The sequence below is a fragment of the Micromonospora sp. NPDC006431 genome (assembly GCF_042870725.1).
Classification (GTDB): Bacteria; Actinomycetota; Actinomycetes; order Mycobacteriales; family Micromonosporaceae; genus Micromonospora.
On sequence record NZ_JBIAHQ010000001.1, the window covers coordinates 68719 to 90669 of the forward strand.

Below are 21951 nucleotides of genomic sequence, written 5' to 3' on the forward strand. Positions count from 1 at the left end.
GAGGCATGGCCGCGCCCCTGGTGTTCGCGCACCGCGGGTCCTCGTACGACCTGCCCGAGCACACCCTCGCCGCGTACCTGCGCGCGCTCGACGAGGGCGCCGACGGGCTGGAGTGCGACGTCCGGCTGACCCGCGACGGCCATCTGGTCTGCGTACACGATCGCCGGCTGGACCGGACCAGCAACGGTCACGGGCTGGTCAGCGCACGTACGCTCGCCGAGTTGGAGCTGCTGGACTTCGGTTCCTGGCATCCCGGCGGGATGGCGGCCGAAGGGGACGAACCGCTCGACGAGTCGCACACCCGGCTGCTCACCCTGGAACGGCTGCTCGACGCCGTGCTGGCCGCCGGCCGGCCGGTCCGGCTGCTGATCGAGACCAAGCACCCCTCCCGGTACGGCGGGGACGTGGAACGCCGGCTGGTCGGCCTGCTGCGCCGGTACGGCCTGGCCGACCCGGGACCGGACGATCCGGTCCGGGTCACCGTGATGTCCTTCTCGGCGCTCGCCGTACGCCGGATCCGCGACCTCGCGCCCGGCCTGCCCACCGTGCTGCTGCTGGAGGTGCTCCCGCGCTGGCTGCGGCTGGGTCGGCTGCCGTTCGGCACCCGGATCGCCGGCCCGGGGATCGGCCTGGTCCGGGCCCGGCCACAGCTCGTCCCCGCGCTGCGGGCCGCCGGCAATCAGGTCTACGTCTGGACGGTGAACGAGCCGGCGGACCTGGAACTGGTGCTGTCCGCCGGCGTGGACGGCGTGATCACCGACCGGCCCGCCCGGGCGCTGGCCCGGCTGGGCCGTTGAGCCGGGGCGCGCCGCCCCACCGCCGGTCCCGCCCGCCCGGCAGAGGGGTGTTCCCGGACCGGTCGGCGCGGCACACTCGGGACATGCCGGAGCGAACCGACTACGCCGCCCTCATCGCCGGCCACGACAGCGTGCTCAAAATGATCAACTCGGGTCAGTCCGGCCTGCCGGTGCTCACTCGGCTGCTCGGGGTGGTTCAGCCCGCCGTCGGCGCGGCCAGCCTGGCCTTCGTGGAGTTCGCCCCCGCCGGCGGCCGGGTGATCGCGGCGACCGGCACCGCCGAGTCGCTCATCGGCCGCCCGCTGCCGGCCACCGACCCGGCCACCGTCTGCCTCCTCACCGGCCCCCCGGTACGCGAGGTCCGCGTCGACCGCATCCCGAGCGCGCTCGCCGACGAGGTGGCCGGGCGGGGCCTGCGCCGGATGATCGCGGCGCGGGCCGAGGTCGGCGGCCACACCGTGGGCACACTGCACGCCCTCTACCCGGCCGACGCCGCGCTCGACGACTCCCACCACGCCGTCCTCGGCTACATCGCCGCCTGCATCGCCCACATGTACGGCGACCAGACGGGCCTGCCGGTGCACGGCGACGGCCCGGTGGTGGCGGCGCTCGCCGACGGCCTGGCCGTGGTGGACCGGGAACACCACGTACGGCTCTGGAACCCGGCGGCCGCCCAGGTGACGGGCCACCCGCCCGCCGACGCGCTGAACCGTCCGCTCCCGTTCCCGCTCCCCCCGCCCGGGCAGGTGCTCGACCACCGGATGCCGGACGGCCGCTGGCTGCGGATCACCTCCGGGGAACTGCCCGGCCCGGGCACGCTGCGGGTGGCCACCTTCCGCGACATCACCGACCAGCAACGCCGCGACCACGACCGGGACCTCTTCGTCGCGGTGACCAGCCACGAGCTGCGTACCCCGGTCACCGTGATCAAGGGGTACGCGGACACCCTCACCGACCACTGGGAGTCGCTCAGCGACGACGACCGGCGGCACGCCGCCCGGATCATCGGGCAGCGGGCCAACGAGCTGGCCCGGCTGGTCGACCGGTTGCTCACCGCCGCCACCGAGAGCCGGCCCGGCGGGGAGCCGGCCGCGCCGTTCGACCTCGGCGACGCGCTGCGGGCCGCGGTGTCGGACCTACCGGCGGACGTCCGGCACCGGATCGTCCTCGCCCTGCCGGTCGACCTGCCCAAGGCGCTCGGTGACCGGCACAGCCTGGCCACCGTGCTGACCGAGCTGAGCACCAACGCCGGGAAGTACTCGCTGCTGGACACCCCGATCGAGGTGTCCGCCGAGGCGAGCGGCCGGATGGTCGCCTTCCGGGTCGCCGACCGGGGCATCGGCATCCGGCCGGAACACGTGGAACGGGCGTTCGACCGGTTCTGGCAGGGGGAGTCCGGTGACCGCCGGCGCTACCCGGGGGCCGGACTGGGGCTGTATCTCGTCCGCCAGATCGTTGAACAGCAGAATGGATGGGTATCCCTCCGACCGAGGGCCGGTGGGGGTACGGTCGCAGAGGTGCGGCTGCCCCGGGGGTGACCCGGGCGCAGCGGGGGGTGGAAGGAACACGGTGTCGACGGGTTCGGCCGAACGGTCGTGGTGCGTGGTGGTGCCCCATCACGCCACCGGTGCACGCCTGGCCCGGCACCGGCTCGCCAGCGAGTTGGCCGACGTCGTCCCCCCGGTCCTGCTGGCCGACCTGGTCGCGGTCCTCGCCGAGCTGGTGGGCAACGCCGTCCGGCACGCCGACCCGCTGCCCGGCGGCGTGGTCCGGGTGGCCTGGCGGCTGCGGCCGACGGCCAACGGCCGTTGCGTACAGCTCCGGGTCACCGACGGCGGCTCCGCCTCGGGCCCGCTGCTCCGGGCGGCCACCCCGGACGCGATCGACGGGCGCGGCCTGCACATCGTCGCCGGCCTGTCCAGTCGCTGGGGCGTCGAGCGGGACGGCCTCGGGCAGAGCGTCTGGGCCGAGTTCGACCGGGCCGTCGCTGCCCAGCCGGGCCTGGCCATCGCCGGCTGAGCGGAGCCCCCAGGAGGGGTGGGTCCTGCGCCCACCGGTCTTCTCCGGCATCTAGGCTGTGTCGCCATGAGCGAGCGCAGCGAGCGAATCATCAGGCGCAGTGCCGTGGAGGCTCATGCGGCCGCGGAGCGAAGCGAGGCGGCTGCATGAGCGAGCGCAGCGAGCGAATCATCAGGCGCAGTGCCATGGAGGCTCATGCGGCCGCAGAGCGAAGCGAGGCGGGCGCGTGAGCAAGCGTCGAAAGAGCCAGCGGGCCGCCGAAGCCACCCCGAAGCGGGAGAAGGTGCGCGACGTCTTCGTGCCCAGACCGTTCGAGGGGCTGGCCGACGAGCCGGAGTGGATCGCCCTGCGTGAGCTGGTCCCGGCCGCCTCCGCGCCGCTGCGGCTGACCCCCGAGCTGGTCGAGGAGTACGGCGACCGACCGGTCACCCTGGCCACCGTGCTGCCGATGGCCGCCCCGGCGATGACCAAGCCGGACGGGCGAGTCTTCATCGGGCTCCAGCGGCACCAGCAGTCCGGCGACGTCTCCCGGGACCTGGCCGACGCGCTGCTCTGCGCGCTGCGTACCGAACCGGGCGGCCAGGTGGCGGTGCCGCCGCTGCCCGGTCCGGGCCCCCGCCTCCAGGACATCCTGGTCGACGGGCCGCTGGAGATCACCATGCACGACGGGTTCGAGTTCTGGCTCGACCCGGGGGCGGCCGACGACCCGACCGTGCAGGCGTCCCTGGAGCGGGCCAACGCGGCGGTCTACCCGACGGTGAAGCTGGCGGCGGCGCGGGCCGCGTACTGGTGCCAGGTGCCGGAGAAGGCGCACGTGCGCTGGGTCCTGCCGGACGACGAGGACACGGCGTTGGACGCGCTGTCCCGGCTGAGCGTGGCCGGCACGCTGACCCTCGGCGAACGCACCCGGTTCGCCGGCATGTTCCGGGCGCACGGCCGCCTGGTGCCGGTCTGGGACCTGCCCGAGGAGGTCCCGGCCGCCGAGTGGGAGGAGCCGGTGACCGAGTTCGCCAAGCGGTACGCCGAGGCGCTGGAGGAGCAGGCGCCGCTGGACGCCGCCGGGCGCCGGGCCCGCCAGGGCCTCCTCGGCCGCCAGCTCACCCTGCGCTGACCCGATCCTTCGCTCGACGGGCCCCGGTGTCGACCGGGGCCCGTCGTCGTCAGCGGCGCAGCGGCTCGCGGACCAGCGGGCAGGACATGCAGCGCGGCCCGCCCCGGCCGGAACCCAGCTCGGAGCCGGCGATGGCGATCACCTCGATGCCGGCCCGTTCCAGTTGGGCGTTGGTCTCCGCGTTCCGCTCGTAGCCCACGCAGAGCCGGGGCGCGAGGGCGAGGGTGTTGTTGCCGTCGTCCCACTGTTCCCGCTCGGCGGTGACCGGGTCGAGGCCGGTGTCGATCACCCGGAGCTGGTCGAGGTCCATCGCGTCGGCGGCGGCGCGCAGGAACGGCGCCGGGCCGTCGACCCGCGGCTCGTCGCCGTCCACCCCGGCGATCACCGTGTACGCCGACAGCGAGCTGGCGATGTTCGGGTACATCAGCACGGCGTCCACGTCGACCATCGTGCAGACGGTGTCCAGGTGCATGGTCGCCCGCTCCTGGGCGACCGGGACGACCAGGATGGTGTGGGCCAGGCCGGCGGCGAAGACCTGCCGGGCCAGGCGTTCGGCCCCGGCCGGGGTGGTCCGCTCGCCCACCCCCACGGCGAGCACGCCCGGCGCGAGCAGCAGCACGTCGCCACCCTCCAGGTGCTCCAGCTCGGCGTGGTAGACGAACTGCGTACCGGCGAAGCGCGGATGGTGCCGGTAGATGGCGTCGGTCAGCCCGCTCTCCCGCCGCCGCGCGGGCATGGCCAGACTGGTCACCCCGACCCGGTCCCCGATCCACACCGAGGAGTCCCGGGTGAAGAGCAGGTTGGGCAACGGGTCGATGACGAAGTCGTGCCGGTCCATCAGTGTCCAGACCAGACCGCCCGGCCGGTCTCGGCCGATCCGCAGCTCCTCGTGGGCGAGCCCGGCGATGAACACGTCGGCCAGCGCGGCCGGGTCGAGGTATCCGAGATGGTCGGCGACCCGTCGGCGCAGCGTGTCGCCCAGCCGGGGCGAGCGCAGCACCAGTTCGGTGAGCTCCGCCCGGGCGTCCGGCAGGGCGAGCGTCTCGGCCAGCAGCGTCGACAGGTAGAGCACCTCCACGCCCCGGGCGCGCAGCGCGGCCGCGAACGCATCATGCTCCTCCTGCGCCCGGCCCACCCATGGGATAGCGTCGAAGAGCAACGAGTCGTTGTTGCGTGGCGTGAGCCGGGCGAGTTCCGGCCCGGGACGGTGCAGCAGCACGGTGCCGAGCCGGGCGACCTCGCTGTCCACGTAGTGGGTCACCTTCGCAGCGTAGGGCAGGGCTTCCGCACCATCCGGAAAAGAAGTGTGAATGAATATGGCATTCATCCGCACTCATTCCGGTGCTCCAACTTGCCGACCACCGGGGTCCGCAACGTAGGGTAGTGAAGACGTAACTTCGAGGGACCTTTTGCCGGAGGTCGCGATGACTGTCTTTCCCGCTCGTCAAGCCGTACCCACCCGGGCCTTGCCACCCGTGGCGGTGCCACCGCCCCGGGTCGAGGCCACCCCGGTGCTCGAGCCGGCCCGACCGACACCACTCGAGTGGGCCCGTCGTCGCCGGGCCGAGCGGGGCGCCCGCCGGCTGGAGGCGGCCGGGGCCCGCGCGCTCGGCCAGCTCAACCACCTCGGTCCGGCCTGGCACGTCATCGAGTGGCCCCGGACGGACGTCGCGGACGTGCTCCTCGATCGCGGTCAGGACGAGCGGGCCGGGTTCCTCGCCATCGGGCCGAGCGGCCTCTTCGCGGTCACCATCGCCGAGCACGGCCGGGCCCGCGTGCTCGTCGCCGGCGACGTGGTGCAGATCAACGGCAAGCGTCCGCCCTATGTGGCCGAGGCCCGGCGGGACGCCAAGCGGGCCAGCAAGGCGCTCTCCGAGGCGGTCGGCCTGCCCATCCCGGTCACCCCGGTGCTGACCTTCGTCGGCTCCGGGGTGATCAGCGTCTACGGCCTGCCGAAGGACTGCCTCATGGCCACCCACCGGGAGCTGGACCGGCTGCTCGTGGCGGCCGGCAACCGGATCAGCCCGGCCACCGCCGAAAAGCTCTCCCGGGTCGCCCAGCACCCGTCGACGTGGCTCAACGGCACGTACCGTCCAGCAGCCGACTACCGGTGGTACGACGAGGGCCGAACGGCCGCTGACAAGCGGGCCGCCCGCCGGTAACGTCTCCGGCGACGCCACGCGGCCCACGGACCCGCCCCGGTGGTTCCGTCGGCCCGCGCCGTCGCCGGCCGCCCGACACCGGGCACTCTTCGCACCGACACCTGTCCCATGGCTCCGCCGCAGCCGAGCGGCACCGGCGGCCGGAGGATCCAGCGCGGTCGGGCGGTCGTCGTGACGACCGGCTAGCGTGGACAGACCGTCGGTGTACATAGGAGGCGCGGTGGCCCACGTCGAACTCTCGCTCTCGGAAGTGCTCGTGCCCGCGGCGGGGACACCGACCGAGCAGGAGTTCGACAACTTCGGCCAGTGGTCCGGCACGGTCTCCCGGGCCGCCGAGCCGTGCCTGTTGATCGACGCCGACACCACCGTGGTGGCGATCTCCTTGGCGGGCTGCGACCTGCTCTGTCTCGGTGCGCCGGAGGACGTGATCGGACGGCCGCTGCTGGAAGGCGGGCTGCGCCTGGTCGACTTCAGCGCCCAGCCGAGCGAGCTGACCGAGCAGGAGACCGACAAGATCCCGCCGCTGCTCGCCCTGCACTCCGGCCGGCTGGCCCGGGGCCTGCTCCGGGTCCAGGGCCCCGGAGCCGACGCCGGCACCACGGTGGACGCCATCTCCACGCCGGTGCTCGCCGAGGGCGAGGTGGCCGGCTCGTTGACCTTCTTCTCGGCGGTCTGACCTGCGGCGATGTGGCCTTCGCCGCACCGGCCGACGCTGGGGCCGGCCCCCACCGAGGCCGTAAGGTGCCATCATGCTCGATGTCGCTCTGTTGCCCGGCGAGTACGCCGTGTGCCGCCTGCCGGCCGGCGCCACGCTGCCGCCACAGGTCTGGAGCGACCTGGGTGCCGCCGACGTGGTGACGGTGAGCTGGACCGCCGACGGGATCTCGCTGATCTGCCCGACCGGCCGGGTGCCCGATCACGCGGACGTCGAGACCGACTGGCGCTGCCTGCGCCTGGTCGGCCCGCAGGACGCGCCGGTCACCGGCACCCTCGCCGCGCTGGTCGACCCGCTCGCCCGGGCCCGGGTCAACGTGGTGGCCTTCTCCACGTACGACACCGACCACGTGCTGGTGCCCGCGGTGCGGCTGGCCGAGGCCACGAGCGCGTTGGAGCGGGCCGGGCACCGGTTCCACGCGTGACCTTCACCCGATCGGAAGATCCTCCTACGATGGGCTCGGCCAGCCGGCCGCAATGACGTCCGTCGTGCCGAGGATCGGACCGTGCCCCCCACCGCACCCAACCCCTCCACCCGCCGCCCACTGACCGCCCCGGTGGCGCGGCTCACCCTGCCGGCGATCCCGGCCGTCCTGGTCGCGCTGCTGCTCGGCGCCTGCGGCACTCCGCCGGAGCTGCGGCAGTCGACCGCCCCCACCACCCCCGTCCCGACCGCCACCGGCGTACCCACCCCGACCCCGCCGACCGGGACGCCGAGCGCTCCGGCCACCCTCGCCCCCACCCCCACCGACCAGGCCGCCACACCCTGCCGCTCCGGCCCCTCCGGCGACCGGGTGGTGTCGCTGCTGCGCGGTCCGGCCCGGGTGCTGTCCCGCGGCGTCCGGGTCACGGTCCGGACCGGGCCGCTCTGCGCCGAGGAATGGCAGTACACGGTGCTGCAGGTGACCGGGCACGAGGAACTCCAGGTGGTGACCCGGGGCAAACCCACCGACCTGGAGCTGGTGACCGCGGGGACGGACGTCTGCGGCGTCGAGGTGCGCACGATCGCCCCATCCGGTATCCGCACCCTGGCCTGCGACGGCACCCCTGGTGCGTAGGCTGGTCGCCATGCCGGGAACACCGCCGACCCGCTTCGTCTACCTGGGTCCCGAGGGCACCTTCGCCGAGCAGGCGCTGCGTACCGTGCCCGCCGCCGAGCGCGGCAGCCGTACGCCGGCCCGCAGCGTCGGCGAGGCGCTGGACGCCGTACGGGCCGGGGAGGCGGACGCGGCGCTGGTGCCGCTGGAGAACTCGATCGGCGGCGCGGTCGGGGTGACCCTTGACGAGCTGGCCGAGGGCGAGCCGCTGGTGATCACCCGCGAGGTGATCCTGCCGGTGGAGTTCGTGCTCGCGGCCCGGCCCGGGGCGTCGCTGGCTGAGGTGCGCAGCGTGGCGGCACACCCGCAGGCGTCCACCCAGTGCCGGGGCTGGCTGCGCGACCACCTGCCCGACGCGACCGTGATCGACGTGCTCTCCAACGGTGCCGCCGCGGCGGGCGCGGCCGCCGGCGAGTACGACGCGGCCATCAGTGCCCCGATCGGCGCGAGCCGGCACCGGCTGGCCGTGCTCGCCGACAAGATCGCCGACCACCCGGACGCGGTGACCCGATTCGCGTTGGTGTCCCGCCCGGGCCCACCCCCGCCGCCCACCGGCGACGACGTCACGTCGCTGGCGATCTACATCGCCCATGACCGGGTCGGCGCGCTGCTCTCGGTGCTCATGGAGCTGGCCGTACGCGGGGTGAACATGACCCGGATCGAGTCGCGCCCGACCGGCGAGGCGCTCGGCCGGTACGTCTTCTTCCTCGACTGCACCGGGCATGTCGCCGACGTGCGCCTCGGCGAGGCGTTGCAGGGGCTGCACCGCGTCTGTGCCGGCGTGCGCTTCCTCGGGTCGTACCCCCGGAACCGCTGGACCGCGGCGGTGAGCGACCGTCCGGTCCCCGCCCCGGCCGGCCTCTCCGACGCCGACTACGCCGACGCGGCGGCCTGGCTGTCCCGCCTGCGCGCGGGGGAGCTGAGCTGACGGTGCGCGGGACACCCGGACCGGCGTCCCGCGCACCCGACGGTCACTGCAGCAGCCCGCCGAGCAGGCCGCCCTGCTCCTGCTGGGCACCGCTGCCCGGCACCGGCCGCTCCTCCGACGGCTGGACCACGACGAAGCCCTGACCGGCGAAGCTCATCGTGAACGCCTCACCGGTGCGGCGGCCGATCAGCGTGCCGAGGCCGAGCTGCTCGGCCCGGTGGTAGCCGGTCTGCAGGTTGGCCGACCAGCAGACCGCGGCTTGCGGGTCGACGTAGGTCGGGGCGTCCACGTTGAGCACAACCGGGGTGCCCTCGGTGGTGACGGCGATCCGGCCGTGGCCGGTGAAGACGCAGTTGAACAGGCCGGAGGCGGCGAAGCCCATGCCGCTGACCATCTTGATGTCGTAGCTCAGCGTGGAGTCGAAGGCGAGCACGCTGGAGCCGTTGATCGACAGGGCGTCGCCGGGCTCCAGGTCGATGATGTGTACGTCCTTGGCGAGGTCGGCGAGGAAGACGTCGCCCCGGCCGGTGAGCTTCATCAGCGGGACGCCCTCACCGGTGAGTCGCTGCTTGATGAACTTGCCGATGCCGCCGGAGCCGAGCGCCTGGAACTGCACCTGCCCCTGGTAGGCGACCATGGACCCGACCCGGGCCATCGCCTCGCCGTTCAGCTCGATCTTCAGCATCTTGGAGTTCTGCAGCCGCATGCCCGGCTGCTGGGACTCCTTCTCAAGGTTCTCCGCGGAGAACAGCGCGCTGCGCATGGGTTTCCTCCTGCATCGGGATGTGCCTGCCCGCAGATTAGGGGAACCGCGCAACACCGGGGATCGGCCGAGCGGAGCGGGCGGCGCGTCCGGTCAGGCCCAGCCGAGGGCGTGCAGCCGCTCGTCGTCGATGCCGAAGTGGTGGGCGATCTCGTGCACCACGGTCACCGCGACCTCGTCCACCACGTCCTCCTCGGTGTCACAGATGCCCAGGATCGGGTTCCGGTAGATGAGGATGCGGTCCGGCAGGACGCCGGAGTAGTCCCAGCCCCGTTCGGTCAGCGCGTGCCCCTCGTAGAGACCGAGCAGGTCCTCGCCCGGTGGTGGATTGTCCTCAACCAGGATGACCACGTTGCTCATCAGCCCGAGCAGCTCCTCGGGCACCTCGTCGAGGGCTTCGCCGACCAGCTCCTCGAACCGCTCACGGCTCATCTCCACGGCCACCCGCCCATTCTCCCCCACCGCGCCGCCCGGACCCACGCCCCAAGATCCGCGGTCTCCGCCCGGCTCCGGGCGGCGCGACGGTGGGTCAGGAGGCCAGGCGGGCGTTGAGGGTGATCTGCGCGCCCGGGGAGAGCAGCCGGGAGATCGGGCAGTTCTCCTTGGCCGCCTCGGCCAGCTTGCCGAACTGGGCCTCGTCCATGCCCGGGACCTGGCCGACGGTCTCCAGGTCGATCCGGGTGACGGTCATCCCCGCGTCGGTCTTGTCGAAGTGCACCTTGGCGGTGGTCTCCACCGAGGTGTCGGTCGCGCCCGCGTCGGCGAGCTGCTTGGAGAGGGCCATCGAGAAGCAGCCGGCGTGCGCTGCGCCGATCAGCTCCTCGGGGTTGGTCCCCTCGCCCTCCTCGAAACGCGACTTGAAGGAGTAGTTGCCGGTCAGGCCACCCTTGCCGGTGCGGACCGTGCCGGCCCCTTCGGTGAGGTTGCCCTGCCAGCGTGCGGAAGCGGTACGGATAGGCATGCCACCGACGCTAACCGAAACCGGACGGCGCCGCACCGGCCAGTGACGAGCCGGACGCCGACTCGCGGTCCCCGTCGCCGCGCATCGGCTGTGTCATGATTCGACGCAGGCCCGCGCACGCGGAAGGGTGCCCATGTCCCAGGATCTCCCCATCCCCAGGCAGGACCACCGGTCCGACGGCACGACCATCGTGGAGTGGGGTGCCGACGAGAGTGTGCCGCCCGCCGGCCGGGTCGGCTGGTCCCTGGCCGGACTGGCTCGCGACCACCGCCTGCCGCCGGTGCTCGCCGGGCTCGGCGCGGTGGCCGCGGTCGCCTCGCTGATCGGTGAGTGGTTGGTGATGACCATCCCGAACGGCGGCCCGGAGGGGAACACCACGATCCGGGTGCCGGGCGGGGTGGGGGACGTGGGCGGCTTCGGGGTGGGCTACCTGGTGGGGCTGCTCGGTCTGGCCGGCGCGGTGGCGCTCGCGCTGCGCGGCACCGGTGCGGCGCGGCAGAACGCCCGGGTGGCCGGCCTCGGCCTCGCGGCGGCCGTGTTCGCCCTGTTGACCGCCGCCGCCGTCACCCTGGACGACTCGGGTCAGCGCACCCTCTTCTACTCGCCCGAGGACGGCTTCCGGGTCGACTACGGGCGCGGCCTGGTCACCGCCTTCGTGGCCACCGTGCTGTTCGCCGCCGCGCTGCACCTGTCCGGCCGGGCCGTGGCCGCGACGCCGGAGCGGGAGGACCTGCCCGGTGCCGGGTCACCGCCGACGGATCGCGACCGCCGGGGCCGGCGCCGGTCGGCCGACGATGAACTGCCCGCGCCGGCCGACCTGACGGTCCAGCCCACCAGCCCGTTCGCCCGCCCCGAGCTGCCGCACTGAACCGTTCGGAACCGGCGCGGTCGTCCCGAACCGCCGGCCCGGGTCGGCGGGATCGGCACGCCCGGCGGGCCCGGACGTCGGACACCTGACGTCCGTCGTGGGTTGGTGCCCGATTCGCCGAAAAGCCATGGTTGGGCCCCGTTCCGCGAGATACGGTTGCTGCCCGCCGTCCAGCGGCCGCGGCATCGAGGACCAGGACGGCCGGCGTGACGGCGGCGGGCGAAGGAGGAACGATGACCCGCCCGGGACTGCCCAAGCTGATCGCCACCGACCTCGACGGCACGCTCGTCCGAAGCGACGACACCGTCTCGGCGTACACCCACGGGGTGCTCGACCGGGTGCGGGCCGCGGGGATCCCGGTGGTCGGCGCGACCGGCCGCGGACCGCGGCTGACCGAGCTGACCCGCAACGACATCCGCGCCGCCGACTTCCTGGTGATGGCCGGCGGCGGCCGCGTGGTCGACCAGAGCGACCCGACGGGCCCGCTGGTGCTGCGGGACGAGCGGCTCTCCGGTGCCGTGCTCGCCCGGATCCTCGCCGACCTGGAGGCCGCGGTCGGGCCGCTGACCGTCATGGTGGAGGCCTCCGACGAGCACGATGCGCCGCTCTGGGGCGACTACCACGCAAGCTGGCCGTACCAGGACCGGTTCGAGGCGCGCAGCCGTGCGGAGTGCCTCTCCTGCGACGTGATCAAGGCGTTCGCCCGGACCGCCGACCACCACGTGGACGAGTTGCTGGCGATGGCCCGCCGGATCGTCCCGCCGGGGCTGGCCACGCTCACCCAGGCCGGCCTCGGCTTCATCGAGATCTGCCCGCCCGGGGTGGACAAGTCGACCGGGCTGAGCGTGATCGCCGAGCGGCTCGGCGTCGACCCGGCCGAGGTGCTGGTCTTCGGGGACCAGCCGAACGACCTGCCGATGTTCGCGTGGGCCGGCTGGGGGCGGGTGGCGGTCGCCAACGCCCACCCGGAGGTCCGCGCGGCGGCCGACGAGATCACCCTGCGCAACGACGACGACGGCGTCGCGGTCTACCTGGACCGACTACTCTCCCGGTGATGGGAGAGGTACCTCGGCTGATCGCCACCGATATCGACGGCACGCTGCTGCGCGACGACCGGACGCTCAGCCCACGCACCGCCGACGTGCTGGCCCGGATCGCCGCGGCGGGCACGCCGGTCGTGCTGGTCACCGGCCGCCCGATCCGCTGGCTCCAACTCGTGTACGACCAGCTCGCCGAGCCACTGCCGGCAATCTGCGCGAACGGCGCGGTGGTCTACGACCCGGCCACCGACGAGGTGCTCCGGGCCGACCCGCTCGCGCCCGAGCTGCTCGCCGAGGTGGCCCGCCGGCTGCGCGCCGCGGTGCCCGAGGTGAGCCTCGCGGTGGAGATCGTGAACAGCCGGCAGATGCGGCACGAGGTGCACTATCCGCTGCGCTGGGACGCCGACGTCGAGGCGATCCGGGCGGTGGAGTCGCCGGAGGAACTGCTGGCGGCTCCCGCGGTGAAGCTGCTCGCCCGGGCCGGCGAGCAGGACCCGGACGTCTTCGTACGGGTGGTGGCGGCGGCCCTGGAAGGGCTGGCCGAGGCGACCCATTCCTCGTACAGCGGCTTGGTGGAGATCTCCGCCGCCGGGGTGACCAAGGCGGCGGGCTTGGCCTGGTACGCCGCCCGGCTCGGCGTCGACGAGCGGGACGTGCTCGCCTTCGGGGACATGCCGAACGACGTACCGATGCTGACCTGGGCCGGCCGGGCGGTGGCGGTCGCCAACGCGCACCCCGCCGTGCTGGAGATCGCCGACGAGGTGACCGGCCCGAACTCGGCCGACGGCGTGGCTGCGTACCTGGAGCAGGTCTTCGGGGTGGGCTGAGCGCCGCCTGACGGCGCGGAGGCCGAATTACATGGCCGCCCGGCCTTCATTCGGTCCGGAGCGCCGCCTGACGGCGCGCAGGCCGAAATTATGGCCGCCAGCCGCGCTGGGGTTGTCGCCGGCCGGGGGCGCGGACGCGCCCCGGCCGGTCAGAGGTACTGGCCGGGGGCATGCCCCTCGTTGGTCGGCGGCATGCCCGGCATCCCCGGGGCCACCCCGCCGGGGCCGCTGGGCAGGGCGGCCCGCCCGGAGCGCATCTGCTCCAGCTGCACCCGGGCGGCCATCTGCTGGGCGACCAGGGCGGCCTGGATGCCGTGGAACAGCCCCTCCAGCCAGCCGACCAGCTGGGCGTGGGCGATCCGCAGCTCACTCTCGCTGGGTGCCTTGTCCTCGGTGAAGGGCAGCGAGATCCGCTCGAGTTCCTCGCGCAGCTCGGGGGCGAGGCCCTCCTTCAGCTCGACGATCGACCGCTCGTGGATCTCGCGCATCCGGTGCCGGCTGGCGTCGTCGAGGGGGGCCGCCTTGACCTCCTCCAGCAGCTGCTTGATCATGCTGCCGATCCGCATCACCTTGGCCGGCTGCTCGACCAGGCGGGTCGGGTCCTCGCCCTGCCCCTCGTCGGTCTGCACCGTGCCGACCGGTCGGCCGTCCGGCCCGACCACCACCACGGTGCCGGGGATGCCGTCGTTGTCCTGTTCGTCGTTCTGTCCGGCGGAACGCGCTTCGGTCATGGGACCCATCTTTACCCAGCCGCGGTCGTCGGCGCGCGCCGGGATCGGCTACCGGACCGGAGCCACCCGACCGGGGCGCGCTACGGTCGCCGTCATGCCCGCAGACCCGCGCGCCGTGCTGACCCGGCCGGCCCCGCCGCCGGACGTCACGGTCGCCTATGGCGACCACCCGGACCAGCTCGCCGACCTGCGCCGGCCGGCCGGCGACGGCCCGGCCCGGCGGCTGGTCGTGGTGGTGCACGGCGGGTTCTGGCGAGCCGAGTACGACCGCACCCACACCGGCCCGATGGCCGCCGCGCTGGCGGCGCTCGGCCACCCGGTCGCCCAGCTCGAGTACCGGCGCACCGGTCAGCCGGACGGGGGCTGGCCGCACACCCTCACCGATGTGCTGTCCGGGGTGGCCGCGCTGCCCGGGCTGGCCGGCGCCGCGCTGCCCGGCCTGGTGGCGCCCGTCCCACCGATCCTGGTCGGCCACTCGGCGGGCGGGCACCTGGCGCTGTACGTGGCCGCGCACGCCCCGGGCACGGTCGGCGGCGTGCTCGCGCTGGCCCCGGTGGCGGACCTCGTCGAGGCGTACCGGCTGGACCTGGACGGTGGGGCGGTGGCCGCGCTGCTCGGCGGTGGCCCGGCTGACGTGCCCGACCGGTACGCGGCAGCGGATCCATCGGCATTGGTACCGATCCGAGCACGGACCGTAGTGATGCACGGCACGCTGGACCGCCAGGTCCCGGTCGGGATCAGCCGCTCCTGGGTTGCTGCGGCCCGAGCCGCCAACACCCCCGCCACCCTGGTTGAGCTGGCGGAATGCGAGCACTTCGGGCTCATCGACCCGGAGTCGACGGCATGGCCGCAGGTAATCGACAGGTTGCGGTCGTTACACGATGATCTTCCTGCCATTGACGCAGCGTCGCCGAGCAGGTAGAACGCCCGAGGGGGCGTGCTTCCTGGCAGCCCTTTCGGGAAGGAATCGGTGTCGTAGATGAACCGCAGGCGGGCTCTTCAACTGCTGGCCGCGCTGGGTACCACCGGGCTGGCGGCGGGCTGCGGCTCCGACACCGAAGGTACGGGCACTCCGGGCAGCCCGATCAAGATCGGGCTCATCGTGCCGGGAAGCGGCCCGAACAAGGCCATCGGTGACGAGATCGTCAACGGTTTCCAGCTCTTCCTGAGCCTCAACGACCAGGAGCTCGGCGGGCACCCGGTCACGGTGGTGCAGGCCGAGGAGGGCGAGAACGCCAAGAGCGGCCAGGCCGCCGTCGACCGGCTGCTCAAGGAGGGGGTGATCGCGCTCACCGGCGTGGTCAGCTCCGCCGTCATGTCCGGTATCCGGGACGCCGTCGAGCAGGCCCGGGTCCCGCTGGTCGGCTCCAACGCGTCCCCGGCCAGCCTGCAGAGCGTCGTCTACATCTGGCGTACGTCGTACGTGCTCGACGAGCCGGGCGAGGCGCTCGGCCGGTACCTGCGGGAGTCGCTGGACAAGTCCAGCCGGATCGCGGTCTTCGCCCCGTCGAACTCGAGCAGCAAGGACGTCATCGACGGCTTCCGGCGCGGCTACTACGAAGAGGGCCGCCGGCCGATCGACGGCGAAATTCTCACCCCGGACAAGGCCGAGCTGGGCAAGGCGGTCTTCTCCGGTGCGATCCACAAGGCGCTGAAGAACAACAAGTGGCCCGATGCGATCCTCTGCCACTACGCGGGTACGCAGGCGGTGCAGTTCATCAAACAGCTCTACGCCGAGGGCTACCGGGGGCCGATCTACGCCCCCGGCTTCCTCACCGAAGGCGCCGTGCTCAGCCAGTTGGACGACGGGGAACTCGGCGAGCAGCGGGCGCTGATCGTGAAGCACGGCATCGAGACCGTGCTCAATTACTCGGCCGATCTGAACAACACCGCCAACCGGGTGTTCGCCTCGGCCTACCGGAAGGCGCACAACACCTCGCCGACCACCTACGCGATGGCCTCGTACGACGCCGCGCAGGTGCTGGACAAGGCGATCCGGCTGGCCGGCGGGGACCTGACTCCGCAGCAGGTCAACCTGGCGCTCGGCAAGATCGGCCAGATCGACAGCCCGCGCGGGCCCTGGCAGTTCAACCAGCCGCGTACCCCGCAGCAGAAGTGGTACCTGCGGAAGGTCCAGCTCGACGGCCGGATGCTGTCGAATGTCGTGATCACCGAGCTGGCCACACTCGGCTGACCCCTCGTACGCCGAGCGGGCGGCCTCCCCGCGGGGAGGCCGCCCGTTTCCGTGCTCGGTGTCCGGTGCGCGTCAGTGGCGCAGCTCGGCGATGCAGCACTTCACGCTGCCGCCGCCCTTCTTCAGCTCGGCCAGCTCGACCGGCACCGGGTGGTAGCCGGCCGCCTTGAGCTTGCCGGCCAGCCGGGTCGCCTCGCTGTTCAGCACGACGTTCAGCCCGTCGCTGACCAGGTTGAGGCCGAAGGCCAGGGCGTCGGAGTCGTCGGCGAGCACCGCGTCCGGGAAGAGCTGGGCGAGCACCTTCTGGCTGGCCGCGGAGAAGGCGCCCGGGTAGTAGACGATGTTCTCGTCGTCGATCGAGGCGAGCGCCACGTCCAGGTGGTAGAAGCGCGGGTCGACCAGGCGCAGCGAGACCACCGGTCGGCCGAGCGCCTCCTGCGCCTCGGCGTGCGCCGCCAGCTCGGTGCGGAAACCGTGGCCGGCGAGGATCAGCCCGCCGTGCGCGTCCGGCAGGTACGCGAAGTCGCCCTCGCCCTCGTTGGTCTCGCTCGGCGCGATGAACCGCCAGCCGTTCGCCTCGTAGAACGCCCGGTGCGCGGCGGCCTCGGCGGCCCGCTGCTCGTGCTTGAACTGGGCGCCGTAGACCGTCCCGTCCACCACGAAGGCACCGTTGGCCGCGAAGACCATGTCCGGCAGCCCGCGCTCGGGGCTGAGCTGGTGCACCTCGTGGCCGAGGCCGACGAGCGTCTCCCGCAGGCGGTCCCACTGCTTGACCGCCAGCTCCGCGTCAACCGGCGCGGTCACGTCCATCCACGGGTTGATCGCGTACTCGACCGCGAAGTGCTCGGGCGAGCACATGAGGTATGTCCGCTTTCGCGGGACTCGCTGCTGGTTCACGGTCACCAAGAGTAGGTACGGTACAACTTTGGTAACAGCCACAACCATTGCTTCCCAGAGGCGGAACGTTGCAGATAGACGCGGTTGACCAGCGAATCATTGCGTTGCTCGTGGCGGATGCCCGCGCCTCGTACGCGGACATCGGCGCGCGGGTGTCACTCTCCGCCCCCGCGGTCAAGCGTCGGGTTGACCGGCTCCGATCCGCGGGCGTCATCCGCGGCTTCACGGCCGTCGTCGACCCCGCCGCCGTCGGCTGGACCACCGAGGCGTTCGTGGAACTCTTCTGCGCCGGCCGGACCACCCCGGCGCAGATCGGTGCCGCGGCACGGCGGCATCCCGAGGTGGTCGGGGCCTACACCGTCTCCGGGGAGGCGGACGCCCTGGTGCACCTGCGGGCCGCCGACATCGCCCACCTCGAGGAGGCGCTGGAACGGCTGCGGGCCGAGTCCTTCGTCACCTCGTCGCGCAGCACCATCGTGCTCTCCCGGCTGGTCGAGTCCCCCGGGGTCGGCCCGTCCGCGGGCTGACCCCGGTCGTCACCGTCTCCCGCAGCGCGGCCTCGGCCCACTCGGGAACCCGCGGCGGCGCGCCGTCGTCCAACCGGCGCTCGACCTTCCTCCTCCCTCCCCCGGCGGGTGGGTCCGGATACCGTCGGTCCGGCCCCACCCGCCGTCCTTGACCTCATCCCCGCTTGAGGTTGTCCACTGGACGCCGGTGGAACGCCGGGGGCACCCGTCCCCGGCCGGGAGGAGGCGGCGTGCGGGCGGTGTGGCTACGGGAGTTCGGCGGCCCGGAGGCGCTGGTGCCGGGGCCGGCGCCGGACCCGGCACCCGGAGCGGATCAGGTGCTGATCGAGGTCGCCCACGCCAACCTCACCTTCGTGGAGACCATGTTCCGATCGACCGGGTTCGGACCGTTCACCGGGTCGCTGCCGCTGATCCCCGGCAACGGGGTGGGCGGAGTGATCACCCAGGTGGGCCCCGGCGTGGACCCGGCGCTGGTGGGGCGACGGGTGGTGAGCAGCACCGGCGGCTCCGGCGGGTACGCCGAGCGCGTGGTGGTCGACCGCGACGCGCCGTTCGCGGTGCCGGACGGGCTGCCGCTGGACCAGGCGGTGGCGCTGCTCGCCGACGGTCGTACGGCCGCCATGCTGGTGGACGCGGCCGGGCTGCGCGGCGGCGAGCGGGTGCTGGTCGAGGCGGCGGCGGGCGGGGTGGGCATCCTGCTGACGCAGCTCGCCACGGCCGCCGGAGCCCGGGTCGTGGCCGCCGCCGGGGGTGCCCGGAAGGTGGCCCTGCTCCGCGAACGCGGCCTCGACGCGGTGGTGGACTACCGGCAGCCGGACTGGACCGCCCGGGTACGCGCCGCCACCGGCGGGATCGACGTGGTCTTCGACGGGGTGGGCGGCCGGCTCGCCGGCGAGGCGTTCGACCTGCTCGGCCCGGGCGGCCGGATGCTCAGTTTCGGGCTGGCCAGCGGCGCCTGGGCGGACCTGCCCGCTGACCTCGCGGCCGCCCGCGGAGTGACCCTGCTCCGGCCGTCCGCCGCGCCGGCCGAGCTGCGTGCGTTCACCGAGCAGGTGCTCGCCGAGGCGGCGGCCGGGCGGCTGCGCCCGCTGATCGGGCAGCGCTTCCCGCTGGGCCGGGCCGCCGACGCGCACGCCGCCATCGAGTCCCGCGCTACCGTCGGCAAAACCCTCCTCGACCTCTGACGCCTTCCCGCGCTCTCCGCGCGGGCGCCCGAATGTCAGAGGTACATGCCGGTGCGGTGTTCGGGCTGGGCGCGGGAGGGCTTGTCGGCCTCGCCGAAGAAGCGCCGGCCGCCGAACTCGCCGTGCAGCCGGTCGTCCAGCTCGTCGGCCAGGCCGGTCATCACCTGGACGGCGAGCATCAGGTGGGTGGGCTGGAAGTTGCGGCCGAAGACCGGGATCGAGGCCCACACCGTGTCGTCGGCGCAGTAGAGGCGGCCGATCGGCATCCGGTTGGTCAGCTCGGAGAGCTTCACATAGAGGCGCTCGGTCGGCTCGACCTCGGTGAGCACCGGGGAGAAGACGTCGACCAGGGGCGGGTTGTCGCGTACCCGGACGAAGACCATGGCCGAGCCGGCGCGGATGTTGATGTCGCCGTCCGAGTCGATCTGCAACTGGTCGGCATTCGACTTGAGCATCGTGGAGACGACCGTCCGGACCCGCTCCTCCAGCGCGAGCACGTCGTTCCCGCCGGCCTGCGCGGTCGCCGCCGCGGCCAGCGCCTCGTCGAGGTCCGCCTCCACGTCCCGGCCCGGGCCGAACTCGCTCCGCGCGGTGCCCAGCGGCTCCACCGACAGCGGCTCGCCCTCGGCGTCATGCATCAGATAGACCAGGAAGGCAGGGTGCGGCGCCCCGTAGACGTCGCGGAGGGTGCGGGAGAGCACGGCCGCCAGCCGGGCGGCCTCGTCGACCGCGCAGTCCAGCCCGAACTGCTCGCCGGAGCCCTCCACCACCCCGGGCGGGGACCAGCCGAGCGCGATCATGTCGGCCACGGCGGCCCGGTCCAGGCGGTATCCCTGCGGCAGGGTGGCGTTGCCCACGGCCCGCGCCGACAGCCGGCCCTCCTCGCCGACGTCCACGCTGATCGAGTAGACGGCGTCCCCGGTCCCGGAGGCGGTGGGGTCGAGGGTCAGCTCCAGGTGCGTACCGGCCGGCAGGTCGCGCAGCCGGTCGGCCAGCGCGCGGGCGAACTCCCGCCAGGCCTCGGTCACCTTGGCCCGGAGGTCCGCCGTGGTCGGCTCGTCCAGCAGGATCGACTCGTACTGCTCCGGCACACCGCCGGCGGGCTCACCGGTCGGCACCGAGGGGTGGTCAGCCGTCATGATCGCCTCCGTCCGTCACGGCCACCCTACCCACGGACGGGTGGGGGTCGAATCACGGCGGACCAGGATCGGACAGCCACCCCAAAACGCCCCGCCGCGGGCCCGCCTCTCCCGCGCCCGAGGCGTGGGTCGGCACGGCCGGGGGCTACTCGGCGGGCGTGGTGCCGTCCAGGTCGAGCGGCCAGGAGTTGGCCAGCTCACCGAGCCGCGCAGCCGTCGCGGCCAGGTCGCCGCCGCGCCCCACGGCCACCCCCAGCAGGTACGCGGTGACCGGCGCGCCCGGGCGCAGCACCTGGTGGGCCACGTCCTTGGCCAGGTCCAGCACGACCGGCACCGACACGTCGCCCGGGTCGAGCCCCAACTCGGCGCAGGCTGCCGTGACCCAGTCGTCCATCACCGTCATCTCGTCCACTCCTCGGCCCGGCGTACGTCCTCGTCAGTGTCGCAGTCGAACCAGGGCGGCGGCCCGGAGCCGGACCAGGCCACCTCCCGGACCGTCGTGCCGGCCAGCAGCCCGCGTACCGGAGCCCCGTCGACCGTGCCGCCCCGCCCGGCGGCGAGCCGGTCCACCGCCGCCCGCAGCGCGGCGACCCGCCACACCCCGCAGAGCTGCTGGCGGCGGCCGTCGCCATCCACGTAGCAGGCCCCGTCGGCGGTCGACCCGTCGAGCGCGCGCCGCAGGTCCGCCACGGCCCCGGGGGTGAGCAGGGGAAGGTCGGCGGCGAGCAGGGCGACCGTGGTCGTACCGGGGGCGAGCAGGGCCAGCCCGGCAGCCGTGGCGGCCACCGGGCCACCGCCGGGCGGGCGCTCGCGGGTCAGCCGTACGTCGTCGGGGAGCGGGCCGGCCGGACCGACCACGATCCGCGGCGCGGCGTCGGCGACCGCGGCCAGCACCCGGTGCAGCATGGGCCGGCCGCCGACCGGACGCGCCGGCTTGTCCACCCCGCCCATCCGGCGGGCCGCGCCGCCCGACAGCACCACCGCCGCGTACGCCGTCACCCGCCCACGGTAAACCGCAGGGAGCTCCGTCCGCCCTCCGACAGGACCCACGCGGCGCGGGGGCGGCATCGCCGTGCGGGTGGCGGACCGCGCGCGGCAGGATGGCGGGATGGGACGGGCGACTGACCGGCGCGGTGTGCTCCGGATCGATCTCGACGCGGCGGCCGACGGGCGCGCCCGGGTACGGCGACCGGACACCCTGGCGGTGGAGGAGCCGCTGGAGATCCGGGTCGGCCCGGCGGGCCCCGGCAGGCGGAAGCCGCTCGCGGTGACCATGCGTACCCCCGGCGACGACCTGGACCTGGCGATCGGCTTTCTGCTCACCGAGGGCCTGATCCGGTCCGCCGACGACGTGCACACCGCCCAGCTCTGCGCCGGGGCGGAGACGCCGAACACGTACAACGTGGTCGACGTGGTGCTGGCGCCCGGCGTGCCCGAGCCCACCACCGACCCGGCCCGCAACTTCTACACGACCAGCTCGTGCGGGGTGTGCGGCAAGGCGAGCATCGACGCCGTCCGCACCCGTTCGCTCTTCGCGGTGCGGGACGACCCGCTCCGCGTGCCCGCCGAGCTGCTGGCCGCCCTGCCGGACCGGCTCCGCGCGGCACAGCGCGCCTTCGACCGGACCGGTGGGCTGCACGCCGCCGGTCTCTTCACCGCCGCCGGCGAGCTGGTGGTGCTGCGCGAGGACGTCGGCCGACACAACGCGGTGGACAAGGTGGTCGGCTGGGCGGTCCGGGAACACCGGCTGCCGCTGGCCGGGCACGTGCTGCTGGTCTCCGGCCGGGCCAGCTTCGAGCTGACGCAGAAGGCGTGGATGGCCGGAGTGCCCCTGCTGGCGGCGGTCTCCGCGCCCAGCACCCTCGCCGTCGAGTTGGCCGAGGAGGCCGGCATGACGGTGGTCGGCTTCCTACGCGGCCGGACGATGAACGTCTACGCGGGCGCAGCACGGATCAGCGAATAGTGGGAACGCCAGGGAGCCTGCGTGAGTGA

Annotated in this window: 26 protein-coding genes; 17 read left to right on the plus strand and 9 right to left on the minus strand. The window is 73.7% G+C overall.

The features are described 5' to 3' along the window. Nucleotides 1-5 precede the first annotated feature (5 nt). From ACFYM6_RS00340 to ACFYM6_RS00355, 4 genes are all read left to right on the plus strand, one after another. Nucleotides 6-797 carry a glycerophosphodiester phosphodiesterase gene (locus ACFYM6_RS00340; protein WP_387270840.1) on the plus strand — a complete coding sequence of 264 codons (792 nt, stop codon included), beginning with the start codon at nucleotides 6-8 and terminating at the stop codon, nucleotides 795-797. A gap of 83 nt (nucleotides 798-880) precedes the next feature. Further along, nucleotides 881-2335 (plus strand): ATP-binding protein, encoded by a 1455-nt coding sequence (locus ACFYM6_RS00345; protein ID WP_387270842.1) that lies wholly within the window; start codon nucleotides 881-883, stop codon nucleotides 2333-2335. Between the two features lie 31 nt (nucleotides 2336-2366). Then, nucleotides 2367-2816, plus strand: a complete 450-nt coding sequence (locus ACFYM6_RS00350; RefSeq protein WP_387270844.1) for an ATP-binding protein — start codon at nucleotides 2367-2369, stop codon at nucleotides 2814-2816. A 226-nt stretch (nucleotides 2817-3042) separates the two neighbouring features. Continuing rightward, nucleotides 3043-3927 carry a DUF5926 family protein gene (locus ACFYM6_RS00355; RefSeq protein ID WP_387270846.1) on the plus strand — a complete coding sequence of 295 codons (885 nt, stop codon included), beginning with the start codon at nucleotides 3043-3045 and terminating at the stop codon, nucleotides 3925-3927. 49 nt (nucleotides 3928-3976) lie between these two features. On the opposite strand, the gene ACFYM6_RS00360 is transcribed toward ACFYM6_RS00355, so the two are convergent. Beyond that, a complete protein-coding gene (locus ACFYM6_RS00360; protein ID WP_387270848.1) occupies nucleotides 3977-5188 on the minus strand; it encodes an arginine deiminase in 1212 nt (403 codons plus the stop codon). 163 nt (nucleotides 5189-5351) lie between these two features. Between ACFYM6_RS00360 and ACFYM6_RS00365 the strand changes: the two genes are divergently transcribed. The 5 genes from ACFYM6_RS00365 to pheA all read left to right on the plus strand — a co-directional run bounded on the left by ACFYM6_RS00365 (nucleotide 5352) and on the right by pheA (nucleotide 8828). Next, a complete protein-coding gene (locus tag ACFYM6_RS00365) occupies nucleotides 5352-6089 on the plus strand; it encodes a hypothetical protein (protein ID WP_387270849.1) in 738 nt (245 codons plus the stop codon). Nucleotides 6090-6309: 220 nt separating this feature from the next. Then, a complete protein-coding gene (locus tag ACFYM6_RS00370) occupies nucleotides 6310-6765 on the plus strand; it encodes a hypothetical protein (RefSeq protein WP_073837027.1) in 456 nt (151 codons plus the stop codon). A 73-nt stretch (nucleotides 6766-6838) separates the two neighbouring features. Further along, entirely contained in the window at nucleotides 6839-7228 is a 390-nt protein-coding gene (locus tag ACFYM6_RS00375; protein WP_387270851.1) for an ACT domain-containing protein, read from the plus strand. A gap of 81 nt (nucleotides 7229-7309) precedes the next feature. Further along, complete coding sequence (locus tag ACFYM6_RS00380) at nucleotides 7310-7861, plus strand: hypothetical protein (protein WP_387270853.1); 552 nt, start codon at nucleotides 7310-7312, stop codon at nucleotides 7859-7861. A 10-nt stretch (nucleotides 7862-7871) separates the two neighbouring features. Continuing rightward, nucleotides 7872-8828, plus strand: a complete 957-nt coding sequence (gene pheA, locus ACFYM6_RS00385; RefSeq protein WP_387270855.1) for a prephenate dehydratase — start codon at nucleotides 7872-7874, stop codon at nucleotides 8826-8828. A gap of 43 nt (nucleotides 8829-8871) precedes the next feature. Here pheA and ACFYM6_RS00390 read toward each other — a convergent pair whose 3' ends face one another. From ACFYM6_RS00390 to ACFYM6_RS00400, 3 genes are all read right to left on the minus strand, one after another. After that, nucleotides 8872-9591, minus strand: coding sequence for an AIM24 family protein (locus tag ACFYM6_RS00390; RefSeq protein WP_357434367.1), 720 nt, complete (start codon nucleotides 9589-9591; stop codon nucleotides 8872-8874). A 93-nt stretch (nucleotides 9592-9684) separates the two neighbouring features. Further along, nucleotides 9685-10029, minus strand: a complete 345-nt coding sequence (locus tag ACFYM6_RS00395) for a metallopeptidase family protein (RefSeq protein ID WP_198940440.1) — start codon at nucleotides 10027-10029, stop codon at nucleotides 9685-9687. 91 nt (nucleotides 10030-10120) lie between these two features. Beyond that, a complete protein-coding gene (locus tag ACFYM6_RS00400) occupies nucleotides 10121-10552 on the minus strand; it encodes an OsmC family protein (protein WP_350932250.1) in 432 nt (143 codons plus the stop codon). 133 nt (nucleotides 10553-10685) lie between these two features. Here ACFYM6_RS00400 and ACFYM6_RS00405 point away from each other — a divergent pair, with 133 nt between their 5' ends. The 3 genes from ACFYM6_RS00405 to ACFYM6_RS00415 all read left to right on the plus strand — a co-directional run bounded on the left by ACFYM6_RS00405 (nucleotide 10686) and on the right by ACFYM6_RS00415 (nucleotide 13287). Next, nucleotides 10686-11420, plus strand: a complete 735-nt coding sequence (locus tag ACFYM6_RS00405) for a hypothetical protein (RefSeq protein ID WP_387270858.1) — start codon at nucleotides 10686-10688, stop codon at nucleotides 11418-11420. 233 nt (nucleotides 11421-11653) lie between these two features. Then, the gene (locus tag ACFYM6_RS00410) at nucleotides 11654-12475 is read left to right on the plus strand and encodes an HAD family hydrolase (protein ID WP_387270860.1); all 822 of its coding nucleotides are present in this window, start codon (nucleotides 11654-11656) and stop codon (nucleotides 12473-12475) included. Beyond that, nucleotides 12475-13287: an HAD family hydrolase gene (locus ACFYM6_RS00415; protein ID WP_387270862.1), complete on the plus strand. Its 813-nt coding sequence runs from the start codon at nucleotides 12475-12477 to the stop codon at nucleotides 13285-13287. The genes ACFYM6_RS00410 and ACFYM6_RS00415 overlap by 1 nt, the downstream gene beginning before the upstream one ends. A gap of 149 nt (nucleotides 13288-13436) precedes the next feature. Here the strand turns inward: ACFYM6_RS00415 and ACFYM6_RS00420 are convergent, their stop codons facing one another. Then, a complete protein-coding gene (locus ACFYM6_RS00420) occupies nucleotides 13437-14027 on the minus strand; it encodes a bacterial proteasome activator family protein (protein ID WP_357434371.1) in 591 nt (196 codons plus the stop codon). A gap of 85 nt (nucleotides 14028-14112) precedes the next feature. Here ACFYM6_RS00420 and ACFYM6_RS00425 point away from each other — a divergent pair, with 85 nt between their 5' ends. Next, nucleotides 14113-14940: an alpha/beta hydrolase family protein gene (locus ACFYM6_RS00425; protein WP_387270864.1), complete on the plus strand. Its 828-nt coding sequence runs from the start codon at nucleotides 14113-14115 to the stop codon at nucleotides 14938-14940. 57 nt (nucleotides 14941-14997) lie between these two features. Further along, nucleotides 14998-16212: an ABC transporter substrate-binding protein gene (locus ACFYM6_RS00430; protein ID WP_387270866.1), complete on the plus strand. Its 1215-nt coding sequence runs from the start codon at nucleotides 14998-15000 to the stop codon at nucleotides 16210-16212. 72 nt (nucleotides 16213-16284) lie between these two features. Here the strand turns inward: ACFYM6_RS00430 and ddaH are convergent, their stop codons facing one another. After that, entirely contained in the window at nucleotides 16285-17118 is an 834-nt protein-coding gene (gene ddaH, locus ACFYM6_RS00435; protein ID WP_198940428.1) for a dimethylargininase, read from the minus strand. 59 nt (nucleotides 17119-17177) lie between these two features. Here ddaH and ACFYM6_RS00440 point away from each other — a divergent pair, with 59 nt between their 5' ends. Both ACFYM6_RS00440 and ACFYM6_RS00445 read left to right on the plus strand, forming a co-directional pair. Then, nucleotides 17178-17636: an Lrp/AsnC family transcriptional regulator gene (locus ACFYM6_RS00440; protein WP_073837015.1), complete on the plus strand. Its 459-nt coding sequence runs from the start codon at nucleotides 17178-17180 to the stop codon at nucleotides 17634-17636. 230 nt (nucleotides 17637-17866) lie between these two features. Further along, nucleotides 17867-18820 carry a zinc-binding dehydrogenase gene (locus ACFYM6_RS00445; protein ID WP_387270868.1) on the plus strand — a complete coding sequence of 318 codons (954 nt, stop codon included), beginning with the start codon at nucleotides 17867-17869 and terminating at the stop codon, nucleotides 18818-18820. Nucleotides 18821-18855: 35 nt separating this feature from the next. Here the strand turns inward: ACFYM6_RS00445 and ACFYM6_RS00450 are convergent, their stop codons facing one another. From ACFYM6_RS00450 to ACFYM6_RS00460, 3 genes are all read right to left on the minus strand, one after another. Next, nucleotides 18856-19959, minus strand: coding sequence for a hypothetical protein (locus ACFYM6_RS00450; RefSeq protein WP_387270870.1), 1104 nt, complete (start codon nucleotides 19957-19959; stop codon nucleotides 18856-18858). A 145-nt stretch (nucleotides 19960-20104) separates the two neighbouring features. After that, entirely contained in the window at nucleotides 20105-20362 is a 258-nt protein-coding gene (locus tag ACFYM6_RS00455; protein ID WP_357434377.1) for a DUF6457 domain-containing protein, read from the minus strand. Then, on the minus strand, nucleotides 20359-20958 hold the full coding sequence (locus tag ACFYM6_RS00460; protein WP_387270872.1) for a molybdenum cofactor guanylyltransferase: 600 nt from the start codon (nucleotides 20956-20958) through the stop codon (nucleotides 20359-20361). The genes ACFYM6_RS00455 and ACFYM6_RS00460 overlap by 4 nt, the downstream gene beginning before the upstream one ends. Before the next feature lie 109 nt (nucleotides 20959-21067). On the opposite strand from ACFYM6_RS00460, the gene fdhD reads away from it, so the two are divergent. Continuing rightward, entirely contained in the window at nucleotides 21068-21922 is an 855-nt protein-coding gene (gene fdhD / locus ACFYM6_RS00465) for a formate dehydrogenase accessory sulfurtransferase FdhD (protein WP_387270874.1), read from the plus strand. Nucleotides 21923-21951 lie beyond the last annotated feature (29 nt).

Coding starts and splice junctions, on each gene's coding strand:
- ACFYM6_RS00430 (WP_387270866.1), top strand. CDS start 14,998: ATGAACCGCAGGCGGGCTCTTCAACTGCTGGCCGCGCTGGGTACCACC.
- ACFYM6_RS00450 (WP_387270870.1), bottom strand. CDS start 19,959: ATGACGGCTGACCACCCCTCGGTGCCGACCGGTGAGCCCGCCGGCGGT.
- ACFYM6_RS00415 (WP_387270862.1), top strand. CDS start 12,475: ATGGGAGAGGTACCTCGGCTGATCGCCACCGATATCGACGGCACGCTG.
- ACFYM6_RS00365 (WP_387270849.1), top strand. CDS start 5,352: ATGACTGTCTTTCCCGCTCGTCAAGCCGTACCCACCCGGGCCTTGCCA.
- ACFYM6_RS00340 (WP_387270840.1), top strand. CDS start 6: ATGGCCGCGCCCCTGGTGTTCGCGCACCGCGGGTCCTCGTACGACCTG.
- ACFYM6_RS00390 (WP_357434367.1), bottom strand. CDS start 9,591: ATGCGCAGCGCGCTGTTCTCCGCGGAGAACCTTGAGAAGGAGTCCCAG.
- ACFYM6_RS00400 (WP_350932250.1), bottom strand. CDS start 10,552: ATGCCTATCCGTACCGCTTCCGCACGCTGGCAGGGCAACCTCACCGAA.
- ACFYM6_RS00405 (WP_387270858.1), top strand. CDS start 10,686: ATGTCCCAGGATCTCCCCATCCCCAGGCAGGACCACCGGTCCGACGGC.
- ACFYM6_RS00410 (WP_387270860.1), top strand. CDS start 11,654: ATGACCCGCCCGGGACTGCCCAAGCTGATCGCCACCGACCTCGACGGC.
- pheA (WP_387270855.1), top strand. CDS start 7,872: ATGCCGGGAACACCGCCGACCCGCTTCGTCTACCTGGGTCCCGAGGGC.
- ACFYM6_RS00425 (WP_387270864.1), top strand. CDS start 14,113: ATGCCCGCAGACCCGCGCGCCGTGCTGACCCGGCCGGCCCCGCCGCCG.
- ACFYM6_RS00345 (WP_387270842.1), top strand. CDS start 881: ATGCCGGAGCGAACCGACTACGCCGCCCTCATCGCCGGCCACGACAGC.
- ACFYM6_RS00455 (WP_357434377.1), bottom strand. CDS start 20,362: ATGACGGTGATGGACGACTGGGTCACGGCAGCCTGCGCCGAGTTGGGG.
- ACFYM6_RS00420 (WP_357434371.1), bottom strand. CDS start 14,027: ATGGGTCCCATGACCGAAGCGCGTTCCGCCGGACAGAACGACGAACAG.
- fdhD (WP_387270874.1), top strand. CDS start 21,068: ATGGGACGGGCGACTGACCGGCGCGGTGTGCTCCGGATCGATCTCGAC.
- ACFYM6_RS00375 (WP_387270851.1), top strand. CDS start 6,839: ATGCTCGATGTCGCTCTGTTGCCCGGCGAGTACGCCGTGTGCCGCCTG.